Genomic DNA, 14,455 nt, shown 5'->3' on the forward strand with positions numbered 1-14,455 from the left:
GTCATTTACTGGTCAGCCGGTCCAGTAGCAAGGTTTGGGCTGCCAGCCGATCTTCGCCCTCCTCAGGCGAGTTCTGGAGATAGCCCCCGTCCGGCTGTAGCACCCAGCTTTGGCAATTGTCCGCCAGATAGGTTTCCAGATCCGAACGCAGGCGATCGGCCAGTTCCCGGTCGTCCACAGGGAAGGCCACTTCCACCCGGTTGATCAGGTTGCGCACCATGCCGTCCGCACTTGAGCAATACACCTCGAACTTGCCGCCGTGGCCGAAGTAGTAAACCCGGGTATGCTCGAGGAAACGGCCGACAACGGAGCGCACATGGACATTCTCGGACAATCCGGGCACCCCCGGCCGCAGGCAGCAGATACCGCGAATGATTAGCTCCACCCGCACCCCGGAACGCGACGCCCGGTACAGGGCCCTGATCAGATCCGGGTCGGTCAGAGCATTGATTTTTATAATGATATGGCCGTGCTCGCCCAGCAGCGCTTCTCGGTCGACCAACTCGATCAGGCGCTTGTGCAGGGTAAAGGGCGCGTGGAACAGCTTTTTGATTTTCAGCGCCTTGCCCATACCGGTGAGCTGCTGGAACAGCTTGTTGACGTCATCGCCGAGGGCGTCGTCACAGGAGAGCAGGCTATAGTCGGTATAGAGCCGGGCGTTGCCTGCGTGGTAGTTGCCGGTACCCAGGTGCACGTAACGCTTGAGCCGGCCTTCCTCGCGCCGCACGATCAAGATCATCTTGGCGTGTGTTTTGTAACCCACCACGCCGTAGACCACGACAACACCGGACTCCTGCAAGCGGCTGGCCAGCTCCAGGTTTTCTGCCTCGTCAAAACGGGCCCGCAGCTCGATCACTGCGGTCACTTCTTTGCCCCGCCGGGCCGCATCCATCAGCGCCTCGACGATCTCCGAATCGGCGCCCGTACGGTACAGGGTCTGACGGATGGCCAACACCTGCGGATCCCTGGCAGCCTGACGTAGGAAGTCGATGACCGGCGTGAAGCTTTCATAGGGGTGCAGCAGGAGGATCGGCTGCTGCCGGATGGCGTCGAAGATGATTTCCTTGTGACGAATCTGCTTGGGCACCACCGGCGAAAAACCGCCGTACATCAGGTCCGGACGATCCACCAAACCACCCACGGCCATCAAGCGGGTCAGGTTGACCGGGCCGTGAACGCGATAAAGCTCACGTTCGGTCAGACCGAATTCGCGTAGCAGGAATTCAATCAGGTCCGGCGGGCAGTTATCCGCCACTTCCAGCCGCACGCCGTCCCCGAAGCGGCGACTTAGCAGTTCACCGCGCAGAGCCGAGGCCAGATCTTCCAAGTCGTCTTCCAATTCCAAATCGGCATTGCGGGTGAGACGGAATTGATAGCAGCCCTTGATTTCCATACCCGGGAACAACTCGTCGGCATGGGCGTGGATCATCGAGGAGAGGAACACCAGGTTCTCGCCACCCTTGCAGATATCGTCCGGCAACCGCACTAAGCGCGGCAGCGAGCGCGGCGCCGGAACGATGGCCATACCGGTCTCACGACCGAACGCATCCTTGCCGTCCAATTCGACGATGAAATTCAGGCTCTTGTTGACCAGTCGCGGGAACGGGTGGGACGGGTCGAGACCGATGGGATTGATCACCGGCAGGATTTCGTCTTCGAAGTAACGCTGCACCCACTCCGCCTGCGCTTCAGTCCAGTCGCGACGGCGCACGAAGTGGATATTCTCCTGCTCCATCGCCGGAATCAGCACGTTGTTGAGAATGTCGTACTGTTCGTAGATATAATCGTGGGCGACGCGACTGATCTCATTAAGCAGTTGTTCGGGCAGTAGCCCGTCCGGCCCCACGCTCTCGCGCCCGTACTTCATCTGCTGCCGCAAACCCGCCACACGAATCTCGAAAAACTCGTCCATATTGCTGCTAAAAATGCAGCAGAACATCAGCCGGTTGATCAGTGGATGGGTCTCGTCCATTGCCTGCTGCAGCACCCGGTAGTTAAACCGCAGATGGCTGAGCTCGCGGTTAAAGTAATTCTCGCTGGCATTGATATCCGGCAATTGCTCAACAGGCAGTTCAGCGGCAGTGGAGGCTTCCGTTTCAGTGGTCATAATCAGTCGGTTTCCGGTTCGGTGACTTCGCGGCCGTTCAACGGGGGTCAGAGCGCAGAAGCTGTGCGGCGCGCTTGGCAAAATACGTCAGGATGGCATCGGCGCCGGCCCGGCGCAGACACAACAGGCTTTCCATCATCACGGCGTCGCCGTCCAGCCAGCCGTTCTGAGCCGCCGCCATATGCATGGCGTACTCGCCGCTGACCTGGTAGACAAAAGTGGGCACCTGGAGTTCGTGCTTAACCCGGTAAACGATGTCCAGATAAGGCATGCCGGGCTTAATCATCACCATATCGGCGCCTTCCGACAGATCAATGGCTACTTCGTGCAAGGCCTCGTCGCTGTTGGCCGGGTCCATCTGATAGGTGGCCTTATTGCCTTTGCCGAGGTTGGCAGCGGAACCCACGGCATCGCGGAACGGTCCATAGTAGCTGGAGGCGTACTTGGCGGAATACGCCAAGATACGGGTATTGTGGTGTCCCGACTCTTCCAGGGCCTGACGGATCGCGCCCACGCGGCCATCCATCATATCCGAGGGCGCGACCATGTCCGCGCCGGCGTCCGCATGGGAGAGCGCCTGGCGTACAAGCGCTTCGACGGTGATATCGTTCAGGACATAGCCTTCGTCGTCGATAATGCCGTCCTGGCCATGGGTGGTGAACGGGTCCAGAGCGACATCGGTAATCACCCCCAGATCGGGGCACGCCTGCTTGATCGCGCGCACCGCACGCTGAGCCAACCCGTCGCGATCCCAGGCGGCGGAGCCGTCCAGGTTTTTGATTTCTGGCGGCGTCACGGGGAACAAAGCGACGGCGGGGATGCCCAAACGCACCAGTTCGTAGGCCTCTTCCACCAGCAGGTCGATGGTCAGACGCTCGACACCCGGCATGGAAGGCACCGACTCGCGGGCGTTTTCGCCTTCGATGACGAAGACTGGATAGATCAGGTTATCCGTAGTCAGGCGGTTCTCGCGCACCATCCGGCGGGTAAAATCGTCTTTCCGATTACGGCGGGGACGCGAAGCGGGAAAGACACGTTGGCTTGACGAAAACACAGCTAGACCTCCTTAAAGTGCGGATGCAGCGCGACGGCAGCAATCCCGTTGGCCGGAAATGTCGTATCCCACGCTGTTTCAACGCATTATAGCGAGCGTATCGGGGAAATGTGACAGTCAACGAACAACGGCCTCTATGGCCGCCCATCGGGACCGGAATTTTGCCGTTTCCGGATAAAAATGTGACAACTGGACTGTAATGTCTGGCCTCAAAACGGGTCAGTACGCTTTAGCCGAAAGGCTCTGTGCACTAGATACGCCAATAACACCGCCGTCGCAAGGAAAATGCCTGCATGAAAACATCCCGGAAAGTCGTCCTGCTGGCCGCTATCGCCATCCTGATCGCCTTGTTCTTTGCCTTCGACCTGGGGCGTTTCCTCAGCCTGGATTATATCGTTCAACAGCGGGATGTCCTCCAGCAGCAAGTCGACCAGTATCCTTGGGTGAGCGGCGCCACCTTTTTCCTGATCTACGTCGCAGTGACCGGTTTATCGCTGCCAGGGGCCGCAGTCATGACCCTGCTCGGTGGCGCTCTGTTTGGACTGTTCTCCGGGCTTTTGCTGGTTTCGTTCGCCAGTTCCATCGGCGCCACCTTGGCTTTCCTGGCCTCCCGCATACTGTTCCGGGATACCGTGCAGCGCCGTTTCGGCGACTCCCTGCGGGCGGTAAACAAGGGCGTAGAGCGGGACGGCAGTTTCTACCTGTTCGGTCTGCGTCTGGTGCCGATCTTTCCGTTCTTCGTGATCAACCTGGTCATGGGGCTAACCCCAATGAAGACCTTGCGCTTCTATGGGATCAGTCAACTGGGCATGCTGCCGGGCACTATCGTCTACGTGAACGCGGGCACCCAGCTGGGCCAGGTCGACAGCCTGGGCGGCATCGTGTCGGCGGAGCTGATCGGCTCCTTCGTGCTCCTGGCGATATTCCCGATCATTGCCCGGGCGGTCATGAATCTGATCAAGCGCCGGCGTTTGCTAAAAGACTATAGCCGCCCCAAAAAGTTCGACCGCAACCTGATTGTGATCGGGGCCGGATCCGCAGGACTGGTCACGGCCTACATCGCCGCCGCCACCAAGGCCAGCGTTACGCTCATCGAAAAGCACAAGATGGGCGGCGACTGCCTGAACACCGGCTGCGTCCCCAGTAAAACGCTGATTAAAAGCGCGCGCATTGCCCACGATGTGCGTCGCGGACAGCAGTTCGGCATTGCAACCTCGGAGGTGAGTGTCGATTTTCCCGCAGTCATGGCGCGCATTCAGTCGGTCATCAAAACCATAGAGCCCCACGACTCCATCGAACGCTATACCGATCTGGGCGTCCATTGCGTGACCGGCGAGGCGCGCATCGTCGACCCCTGGCGAGTCGAAGTCGCGGGTCAAACGCTAACCGCCCGCAATATCGTCATCGCCACCGGGGCACGCCCCTTCGTGCCTCCCATCGAGGGCATCGATCAGGTGCCCTACTACACGTCGGATAATCTCTGGGAGCTGCGGCAGGCGCCGCGCCAGATGCTGATTCTGGGGGGCGGGCCGATTGGCTGCGAGCTCGCCCAGGCGTTTGCCCGGCTAGATGTACCGGTTGTCCAGCTAGATCAGGCGCCGCGCATTCTTCCACGCGAAGACGACGACGCTGCTCAAGCGGTAACCGATAGCCTGGTGGCCAGCGGCGTCGATCTGCGCACCGGCGCGAAAGCCAAACGGTTTGAGCGGGAAGGCACGACCTATACGCTGGTATACGAACAAGACGGTGAAGACCGGCGTGTTGAGTTCGATGCCCTGTTATTGGCGGTTGGCCGCAAGGCCAACACCGAAGGACTGGGACTGGACGCGCTGGGCATCGAGACCCAGGCCAATGGAACGGTGCAAGTGGACGAAACCTTGCAAACCCGCATTCCCGGCATCTATGCCTGTGGCGATGTGGCGGGGCCCTACCAGTTCACCCACGCGGCCGCCCACCAGGCTTGGTATGCCTCGGTGAACAGCCTGTTTGGCAGCTTCAAGACCTTCAAAGTGGATTACCGGGTGCTGCCCTGGACCACCTTTACCGATCCGGAAGTCGCCCGTGTTGGCCTTAACGAGCAGGAGGCCAAGGAGCAGGGTATCGCCGTCGAAGTCACCACTTACGCACTCGACGACCTTGATCGTGCCATTGCCGAAGGTGATACCGAAGGCTTTGTGAAAGTGTTAACCCCCCCCGGAAAAGACCGCATTCTGGGTGCGACCGTTGTCGGCAGCCATGGCGGTGAACTCATCACCGAATTTATCAGCGCCATGAAGCACGGTTACGGGCTCAACAAGATTCTGGGCACTATCCATGTTTATCCGACGCTGTCCGAAGCCAACAAATTTGCAGCGGGCAACTGGAAGAAAGCCCATGCACCGCAAAGCGCCTTGCGTTGGCTGGAACGGTTTCATGCCTGGCGGCGGGCCTAGTGTTAATTCGCTGATCTACCGCACGGCACACTCGCGCACTCCAACGTCGGTGGAAGTGGTAACCTCTAAGGAGCCGTGCGAGGCCGGCCACCGCAAACACTCGCTGGCCGGCCTTACGTCGCGTCCTCTGAATGAACCAGACAGCGCATTAGATGGAGCGGTTATTGAAACCGGACTCCGCCCGCCTGGGTGCATCCGAGCGCAGTGTCGTGTCGAGCTCGGTAATCTGGCCGCCTTGACGTAGAAACTCATGCATGTCGGCCTCGAGCTTGGCCCTTACCCGGGCCCGGCCGGCAATGCTATGCGTATCTTCGGTATCAGACGTCCAGTTACTGGAGCTTTCCAGATTACTTTCGTCGAATTCACTCATGGTTCAACCTCCATCAGCGAAAACAAAGCTGCAGTCCGAAAAATCGGACCCGTCTCGGCCTCGGAAGCCAGTCACTGCCGCGCCTTGCGCACTATATAATCCCGATTCGGTTTAAACACCATTAACCTAAAAGCCTATTTTTGTAATTTTTTGTAACAAGCATCAGGCGCATCAAAGCCAATGTATTGAAAACTCAGTACAGGCCTGTCCTGATGGAGGTTTTATGCAAATTGACACAAGAAATGAATAGTGATTCACTTCTTAAAAGGAGAGCGAATGGCCTATCGCGAAACGGAGAAAATGCGGCTAAGGAAAGCCGAGGTGCGTCAACGCATTCTCAGTTGCGCCTATCAGTGTGTCGCTGAAGGTGGATTCCGCAATGCCCAGATCAACCAGGTGGCCGACGTCGCCGGTGTGGCAACAGGAACTGTGTACCGCCACTTCGAGTCGAAGACCGAGCTTTTTGCCGAAGTGTTCCGAATCGCCACCCAGCGCGAAGTGGACAAGGTGGCGGAGGCGTTGGCGGGCAGCGGTTCAGCGTCGCAGCGTCTAGAGCGAGCGTTGCGGCAATTTGCCGAACGCGCCTTACACGGCCCCGTGATGGCCTGGTCGCTGATTGCCGAACCGGTAGATCCGCAGGTGGAAGGCGAACGACTGGCCTACCGCCGGGCGTACGCCGAACACTTTGAACAGGTCATTGGTCAAGGCATAGAGGAAGGGTCGCTGCCAGCACAGGATGCGCGGCTGAGCGCTACTTGCCTGGTGGGCGCGATCGCAGAAAGTTTGGTGGGACCGCTCTCTCCAACACAACAGACACCACAACACAATAAGGCCGGCGTTTTCAACGACAAACAGATCAACGCCCTGATCGAGCCGATCATCAGCTTCTGTCTGCAGGGGGTGACCGGCCAACGGAGATAACGCGATGAATACGGCACACCCCTCGATTAAGCCGCAGTACGATCCCCAACCGGCAACTGACCGCTACCTGGCCACAACCCACGACGTGCTCAATCAGCCGCCGGCGCTGGAAAACTATAACCTGTTCGAGCAGGACCAGGCATTGCGCGAAGGGATCTCACGCGAGGGCGCCGAATGGGCGCGGGACGAGTTGACCGGTTACGGCGAACTGGTGGGCCAGGCTGGCATTATCGAGCTTGGTTTCCTCGCCAACGAAAACAAACCTGCGTTTCATACCCATGACCGTTTCGGTCATCGACAGGATCTGGTGAAGTTCCATCCTGCCTATCACCAGCTGATGGACCTGGCCCTCTCTCACGGCTTGCACAGCAGCCCCTGGCGCGATCCCGGCCGGGGCGCTCACGTAGCGCGGGCGGCTAAGTACTACATGCATTCGCAAGTGGAAGCGGCGCACTGCTGCCCGATCACCATGACGTTTGCAGCCATGCCGTCGATCCAGAAACAGCCGGAACTGGCCCAGATATGGGCACCGAAGATCACGGCCCGGGCCTACGACCCCCGCAATGTGCCCGATGGTCAAAAGTCGGCAGTCACCATCGGCATGGCCATGACGGAGAAGCAAGGCGGATCGGATGTGCGCGCCAACACGACGCGCGCCTATCCGCAAGGCAGTGGCGGCCCAGGCCAGGCTTATGAACTGGTCGGCCACAAATGGTTTGTTTCAGCCCCCATGTGCGACGCCTTTCTGGTGCTGGCCCATGCGCCAGGGGGTCTCTCCTGTTTCCTGATGCCGCGCTGGCGGCCGGATGGCAGCAAGAACCCGTGGCAAATCCAGCGGCTGAAGAACAAAATGGGCAACGTGGCCAATGCGTCCTCCGAAGCGGAATTGCGCGGTGCCCTCGCCTGGATGATAGGCGAGGAAGGCCGTGGTGTACCGACCATTATCGAAATGGTCGCCATGACGCGTTTCGACTGCATGATCGGCAGCTCCGCCGGTATGCGCCAGGCAGCGGCCCAGGCCTTGCACCATTGCCGGCACAGGGAGGCCTTCGGCGCACGCTTAGTCCAGCAGCCGCTGATGCAGAACGTACTGGCCGACCTGGCCCTGGAAAGCGAAGCGGCGCTGGCCATGACGCTGCGCGTAGCAAGGGCTTTGGACAACCAGGACCGGGAGCAGGAACGCCTATTTACCCGTCTGGCCACGCCGGTCGGCAAATACTGGATCTGCAAGCGCGCCCCGAACCATGCCTATGAGGCCATGGAGTGCCTCGGCGGCAGCGGCGTAATGGAAGACTGCATCATGCCTCGCCTGCTGCGGGAATCGCCGGTCAACGCTATCTGGGAAGGCAGTGGCAATGTGCAGTGCCTGGATACCCTGCGTGCCTTGCAGAAATCCCCTGACAGTCTCGAGGCCTACTTCAACGAAATCGGCGAAGCCAGGGGCAGCGACCCACGACTTGACCGCTTCGTCGCGCAGTTGCATAGCGATTTTTCCCGCACGGACCATATCGAGTATCGAGCTCGCAATCTGGTGGACCGTCTGGCACTGGCTTTACAGGGCTCGCTGCTCATCCGTCACTCCACTGCGGCAATCGCCGACGCGTTCTGTGCCAGTCGGCTGGAGTCTCATGGCGGCCTCAATATCGGCAATCTGCCGGTGGGTACCGATGCTGCCGCCATTATCGAACGTGCGACGCCTATTGTCGGCTAGCGCCACGCGTTGCCGGCTAATATAGTAGACTGATAGCTTACCCCGCCCGACGGCCTCAGCGGGCGGGACGAGCCAGAATCGCCAATAGACTTGATCAGAGGTTCCTTATGTCCGAAGCCATGCGTCGGCTACTGCTCGAAGCGGCCGGGGATCAGCCCGTTATTACACCCCACCTGGGCATTCTGACCCTTCATTTCCAGCTTTACGGTTGCGACGACATCAAGGCCAAACGCCGGGCACTTTCGCCCCTCAAGGCCATCTGGGGCAAAGAGTCCGATCTGGCCGTGGTCGAAACCGGCGACATTGACGCCGTGGATCGCGCTACTTGGTCCATCGCTGCCCTGGGTACCTCGACCCAGTTGATCCAGCAACGCCTGGATCAGGTGGAGAAGGCCATCGAGCAACGTATCGACGCCCCGATTCTCGACGTTCACCGCGAAATGCTTTGAGACATTTCGCTCGCTGGTATCATCATTACTGACAATTTATACTACGCGGCCTTGGAATCCTCGAAAGCGGGTCGCAGACAGTCATGTCAGCCTGTTGGACCCGCGCGGGAAATCGTTCAGGGACGCGAAGCATGTTTCTGGCAGATATGCCAGACTGGCGCATGGTAAGGCGAGTGTGTTGTGAGCACACCGAGCCCCAGAATTCCGATGCGAACCGGCCGGTGGACACCACCGGTTCGTATCAACCACTGAAAGATGTGTGGCGCGTATGACCGGTAAGAAAAAGACGGCTCAGGCTTCCCTTGAAGCCATGTACAGGGTATTTACGGTGCCAGAAGCGCCGGAGTCGACCCTGAGCCGGATCGACCAGGATATTTCTCGCAATCTAGCCGGGTTCCTGCAGGAACACATCGTTGCCATCGAGCGGGATCTGGGCGACGTGGTCAAGGATTTTAACGAGTCCGCCGTTCCCGAGAAGCCCATCTTCGTTTCGGAGCAGACCCAGTTCCTGCTGGACAAGCTGGTCGCCAATTCGGTCCATACCGCATCCCCCAGTTTTGTCGGCCATATGACATCGGCACTGCCCTACTTCATGCTGCCGCTGTCGAAAATCATGATCGCCCTCAACCAGAACCTGGTTAAAACCGAGACCTCCAAAGCCTTCACCCCGCTGGAACGCCAAGTACTGGGGATGATCCACCGGCTGGTCTACAACGAAGACAGCGCCTATTACCGTAAATGGATGCACGATCCTCGCTATGCGCTGGGGGCGATGTGTTCCGGCGGCACCATCGCCAACCTGACCGCACTGTGGGTGGCCCGCAACCAGGCGCTCCCCGCCGAAGGCAGTTTCCGCGGTTTGCACGAAGAAGGCCTGTTCCGGGCGCTACGCTACTACGGCTACGAAGGCGCGGCCATTCTGGTATCCCGGCGCGGCCACTACTCCCTGCGCAAGGCCGCGGACGTTCTGGGCCTGGGCCGCAGTGCGCTTATTGCCATCGACACCGATGAGGAAAACCGCATCCAGACCGACGCCCTGCGCGACAAGTGCCTGGAGTTGCAAAAGCAGAAAATCAAGGTGATCGCCATCTGCGGCATCGCCGGTACCACGGAAACCGGCAATGTCGACCCCCTGGAACCCATGGCCGACATCGCCCGGGAATTCGGCGCTCACTTCCACGTGGACGCCGCCTGGGGCGGTCCCACGCTGTTTTCCCGGACCTATGGCCCGCTACTCGCCGGGATCGAGCAGGCGGACTCGGTCACCTTCGACGCCCACAAACAGCTTTACGTGCCCATGGGGGCCGGCCTGGTCGTCTTCCGCAGCCCTGAACTGGTCGGTGCCATCGAGCACCACGCCCAGTACATTATTCGCAAGGGCTCGCGAGACCTGGGCAGCACCACACTGGAAGGCTCTCGTCCCGGCATGGCCATGCTGATCCACTCCGGCTTGAAGATCCTGGCCCGGGAAGGTTATGAATTGCTGATCGACCAGGGCATCGAAAAAGCCAAGCTGTTTGCCGATATGATCAACCAGCGCGAAGACTTCGAGTTGGTCACCAAGCCGGAACTGAACATCCTCACCTATCGCTACTGCCCGGCCGCTACCCAGGACGCATTGGTCCATGCCGATACCCTGCAGTCCGAACGCATCAATGCCTCGCTGAACCGTATTACCAAATACATCCAGAAGGCCCAACGGGAACATGGCAAGGCGTTTGTTTCACGGACCCGGCTGGAGCCGGCCAGGCATCACCACTTCCCCTGTGTGGTATTCCGGGTGGTGCTCGCCAACCCGCTAACCACCCCCGACATCCTGCGCGACATCCTCGACGAGCAAGCGCAACTGGCCCTGGACAGCGAACTGCAGGATGAGATGGACGTACTGGAGAACCTGACCCAGGCGGTCTCTCCCTCGCCGCGCGCCCACCGGGCCTGATGCCGCGTTGCTGGCAGCCTGTATCGCGTGGATCCGCAGCGGCGTTATACTGAACGTTGCCTCTAAAACAGACTCATAAAAACAACAGACACACAGGAGTCCATCTATGGCCAAAACCGCAGATCAGTGGTTTGCCGAATACGGCGAAAGCCACCGCAACCCGACCAACAAGGCCATCCACTGGGTGGCCGTTCCGGTGATTTTTACCACCATCATCGGCCTATTGTGGTCGATACCCACGCCAGCCGCCTTCGACAGCGTGCCCTACTTGAATTGGGCGACTCTCGCTTTGGTCGTCACGACGGCTTGGTACGTGCACCTGTCACCGCCCTTAGGCATCGGCATGGGCCTTTTTAGCATGCTGATGGTGCTGGCGATATCGGCTTTCGAACAGACCGGCCTGATGCCGGTGTGGGCCGCATCCTTGCTACTGTTCGTGATTATGTGGATTCTGCAGTTCGTCGGGCATCACATCGAAGGCAAGAAACCATCCTTTTTCAAAGACATTCAGTTTCTGCTGATCGGCCCGGCGTGGTTGATGGGGTTTATCTATCGGAGTCTGGGGATTCGTTACTGAGGCTCCACAGCTCAGAGATACAAGGGAGTCAATGTAGCCGGAGCTTCAGCTTCGGAGGTGCCGAAGGCGCCCCTCTCAAACGGGGATTGTTATCGCGGAAGCCGTCCTGTGGACGGCTCGGAAGCTGAAGCATCCGCTACATTGACTCCCCTGACCAACCAAAAAAAACGGCGCCTGCTTTGGCGCCGTTTTTCATTCCGCCTCTAAACGGGCAGTCAGTAAAGCGCCGCCTCGTCGTCCAGCACATCCCGCAGGATATCCAGAAACATGCGGTCCGCCTCGCTCCACTGCTCGGGGATGCGCACCGTGGTATTGGCGCTGATTTCCTCGGCGATTTTCTGGGTGGCATTAGGATCGTCCCGGTAGCGGCGTGCGATTTCCACGCACTTGACCGCCACGGTTGGATCGCTCAGGACTTTCTTGATAAAGGCACGCAGCTCATCGATGATGCGCGCCTGACGGCCTTCGGATGCAGTGCTCATTCGGTGTCTCCACGTTTTTTAGGTATCAAATCGAGATTTCAGCGTATCGCGTTAAGCTAACCAAGCCCAACCCCCAGGGCAAGCAATAGAACGGTGACACCTGCGTAATCACACCATCAAGCCGCGCAACATGAAGAACAGCAGGGCCGCCATCAGCGCCGAGGCCGGCACAGTGATAATCCAGGCCGCGGCGATACGGATTAGCTGAGAGCGCTTGACCAATTCTTCCTGGTAAATTTTCTTCAGGCGCTTGCGCTCCTTCTTCGACAGCGGGACATCGACCTTGTTCTTCTTGGCCTGCTTGAGCATCGCCTCCATCTCCTGCACAGTCGCCTCGCGGAAACGGCTCAGGAAGGACTGCAGGCGTTCACGGTCTTCCGGCTCATGATCCTTGATGATGCGATGAAGCTGGGTCGCGTAGCTGCGTTTGAGGTACTCACGTAGGAAGCCGACCCCAAACACGCCGCCCAAAGCAATGTGCGTCGAGCTTACCGGGAGCCCCAACTGGGAGGCGATAATCACGGTAATGGCCGCCGAAAGCGCAATACAGAAAGCGCGCGTCTTATCCAGTTCGGTGATTTCACTGCCGACAGTTCTAATCAGGCGCGGCCCGAATAACGTCAACCCCAGCGCAATACCAATGGCACCCACCATCATCACCCAGAGCGGGATGGCCGCCGCGGTAGCGACTGCCCCTTGAGACAGGGCCTCGTTGATGGCAGCCAACGGACCAATAGCATTGGCCACATCGTTCGCCCCATGGGCAAAGCTGAGCAACGCCGCGGCAAAGATCAAGGGCCAGGTAAATAGGCCGTTGACGCCGTCTTCGCCATTGCTCATGGTTGCGGCCTTACGGCCCACCATGGCACGCATCAGGAAGAAAACCCCGACAGCCACCGCCAGCCCCACCAGGGCCGCAGTCGTAAAATCCACCGACATGAGGTGCTTGACGCCCTTGAGCATGAGGTAGGTGCCGAATGCCCAAGCCATGATGGCCACGATGACGGGCACTACCTTGCGGGCCGCAGCGATCATGTTCGACTGATAGAGCACGGATTTTTTGATGACGTAAAGAAAGAAGGCGGCAATCAACCCGCCCAGCACCGGGGAAATCACCCAGCTGGCGGCAATAGCGCCCATCACGCTCCAGTCGGCGATACCCCAGCCACCGGCTGCAATGCCGGCACCGAGCACACCGCCTACGATCGAGTGCGTGGTGGACACCGGAGCACCCATCCAGGTCGCCAGGTTGAGCCAGAGGGCGCCGGCCAGCAGAGCCGCCGTCATCAGCCAGACAAAGGCTTGAACATCCGTTAGGCCGGCAGGATCGATAATGCCTTTCTTGATCGTCGAGACCACCTCGCCGCCGGCAATCAACGCGCCCCCGGCCTCGAACAGGCCCGCAAGCAAAATGGCAGCACCCAGGCTGAGAGCGCCCGAACCCACGGCTGGACCGACATTGTTGGCAACATCGTTGGCGCCGATATTGATGGCCATGTAAGCGCCGATAACAGCGGCGGCCATGAGGAGACTACTTCCGGGGAGGCCTTCGGTCAGCTGGCCGACGAAAAGCCAGACAATCACCAGGAAGAGAAGACTGATGCCGAGTCGGAAGCGCTCGGTGCGTTTACTGGTTAGGGCGCTGTCCATAAAGGACGTGTTCTGGGCCATGACGAATCACCACAGTTGCTCGTTCGTTAGGTGGCGTCACTATAGGCAGTTCGTCAGAAAAATGAAATATAACTGACATACTTACCGGCTCAGACCAACGAGGGCACCACTGCAGTCGCGATCTAGCTACAGTCGATCGAGCCATCGCCATCGGCCTGAACCGCCCAACCTTGAGCCGCCAGAGCCCGGCAGCTACCATAATTCGCCGAAACCCAACCGAGGCAGCACAATCCCATGGCCCGAATTCGAATTCTCGTTGGCAGCGTCTTTGGCGGTGCCTTGTTGACCGCGCGCGAACTGCGCAAGGATCTGGAACAGGCGGAACATCACGTCGTCGTACTGGAAAAACCGTCCCTCGACGACATCACCAGCAACGACGATGCACTGCTGGTATGTACCTCCACGACCGGCCAAGGCGAAATTCCCGAAACGCTGCTGCCGCTCTACCTGGAGCTGCGGGACAAGCTGCCGCTGCAGCAGGACCGACCGTTCGGGGTAATCGTGCTGGGCGACAGCTCCTACGGAGACACGTTCTGCGGCGCCGGAGACCTGATGGAAGAAGTCCTCTACGAAATCGCCTGCCGCAAGGTAAGCAATACCTTACGGATCGACGCCCTGGAAACCGTCAACCCGGAACAGGTCGCTTTGCCCTGGGCACGCGAATGGGCTGCATCATTAGACTGGGAATAACGCACAGCCTCTCTCACGACAACAACTGAACGCACCTTCCTTTTACTTGAGG

General features: G+C 59.2%; 12 protein-coding genes. 7 read left to right on the plus strand and 5 right to left on the minus strand.

Annotated elements, in window-relative coordinates:
* Position 1: 1 nt before the first annotated feature.
* Together ppk1 and hemB are read right to left on the minus strand one after the other, a co-directional pair.
* On the minus strand, positions 2–2,107 hold the full coding sequence (gene ppk1, locus FXO11_RS18650; RefSeq protein ID WP_148864446.1) for a polyphosphate kinase 1: 2,106 nt from the start codon (positions 2,105–2,107) through the stop codon (positions 2–4).
* 37 nt (positions 2,108–2,144) lie between these two features.
* Entirely contained in the window at positions 2,145–3,161 is a 1,017-nt protein-coding gene (gene hemB / locus FXO11_RS18655) for a porphobilinogen synthase (protein ID WP_148864447.1), read from the minus strand.
* Between the two features lie 293 nt (positions 3,162–3,454).
* Between hemB and FXO11_RS18660 the strand changes: the two genes are divergently transcribed.
* Positions 3,455–5,593 (plus strand): FAD-dependent oxidoreductase, encoded by a 2,139-nt coding sequence (locus FXO11_RS18660; protein WP_148864448.1) that lies wholly within the window; start codon positions 3,455–3,457, stop codon positions 5,591–5,593.
* Positions 5,594–5,741: 148 nt separating this feature from the next.
* Here the strand turns inward: FXO11_RS18660 and FXO11_RS18665 are convergent, their stop codons facing one another.
* Positions 5,742–5,963: a hypothetical protein gene (locus FXO11_RS18665; protein WP_148864449.1), complete on the minus strand. Its 222-nt coding sequence runs from the start codon at positions 5,961–5,963 to the stop codon at positions 5,742–5,744.
* A gap of 276 nt (positions 5,964–6,239) precedes the next feature.
* Here FXO11_RS18665 and FXO11_RS18670 point away from each other — a divergent pair, with 276 nt between their 5' ends.
* From FXO11_RS18670 to FXO11_RS18690, 5 genes are all read left to right on the plus strand, one after another.
* Positions 6,240–6,884, plus strand: coding sequence for a TetR/AcrR family transcriptional regulator (locus tag FXO11_RS18670; protein ID WP_148864450.1), 645 nt, complete (start codon positions 6,240–6,242; stop codon positions 6,882–6,884).
* A 4-nt stretch (positions 6,885–6,888) separates the two neighbouring features.
* A complete protein-coding gene (locus FXO11_RS18675; RefSeq protein WP_148864451.1) occupies positions 6,889–8,595 on the plus strand; it encodes an isovaleryl-CoA dehydrogenase in 1,707 nt (568 codons plus the stop codon).
* 107 nt (positions 8,596–8,702) lie between these two features.
* On the plus strand, positions 8,703–9,044 hold the full coding sequence (locus FXO11_RS18680) for a DUF503 domain-containing protein (RefSeq protein WP_148864452.1): 342 nt from the start codon (positions 8,703–8,705) through the stop codon (positions 9,042–9,044).
* Between the two features lie 268 nt (positions 9,045–9,312).
* Complete coding sequence (gene panP / locus FXO11_RS18685) at positions 9,313–10,983, plus strand: pyridoxal-dependent aspartate 1-decarboxylase PanP (protein ID WP_148864453.1); 1,671 nt, start codon at positions 9,313–9,315, stop codon at positions 10,981–10,983.
* A gap of 106 nt (positions 10,984–11,089) precedes the next feature.
* Positions 11,090–11,560: an Mpo1 family 2-hydroxy fatty acid dioxygenase gene (locus FXO11_RS18690; RefSeq protein WP_148864454.1), complete on the plus strand. Its 471-nt coding sequence runs from the start codon at positions 11,090–11,092 to the stop codon at positions 11,558–11,560.
* A 215-nt stretch (positions 11,561–11,775) separates the two neighbouring features.
* Here FXO11_RS18690 and FXO11_RS18695 read toward each other — a convergent pair whose 3' ends face one another.
* A complete protein-coding gene (locus FXO11_RS18695; protein ID WP_148864455.1) occupies positions 11,776–12,042 on the minus strand; it encodes a hypothetical protein in 267 nt (88 codons plus the stop codon).
* 108 nt (positions 12,043–12,150) lie between these two features.
* Positions 12,151–13,713, minus strand: a complete 1,563-nt coding sequence (locus FXO11_RS18700; RefSeq protein ID WP_148864456.1) for an inorganic phosphate transporter — start codon at positions 13,711–13,713, stop codon at positions 12,151–12,153.
* Positions 13,714–13,947: 234 nt separating this feature from the next.
* Between FXO11_RS18700 and FXO11_RS18705 the strand changes: the two genes are divergently transcribed.
* Positions 13,948–14,403, plus strand: a complete 456-nt coding sequence (locus tag FXO11_RS18705) for a flavodoxin domain-containing protein (protein WP_148864457.1) — start codon at positions 13,948–13,950, stop codon at positions 14,401–14,403.
* Positions 14,404–14,455 lie beyond the last annotated feature (52 nt).

The sequence above is a fragment of the Marinobacter fonticola genome, assembly GCF_008122265.1.
GTDB lineage: Bacteria > Pseudomonadota > Gammaproteobacteria > Pseudomonadales > Oleiphilaceae > Marinobacter_A > Marinobacter_A fonticola.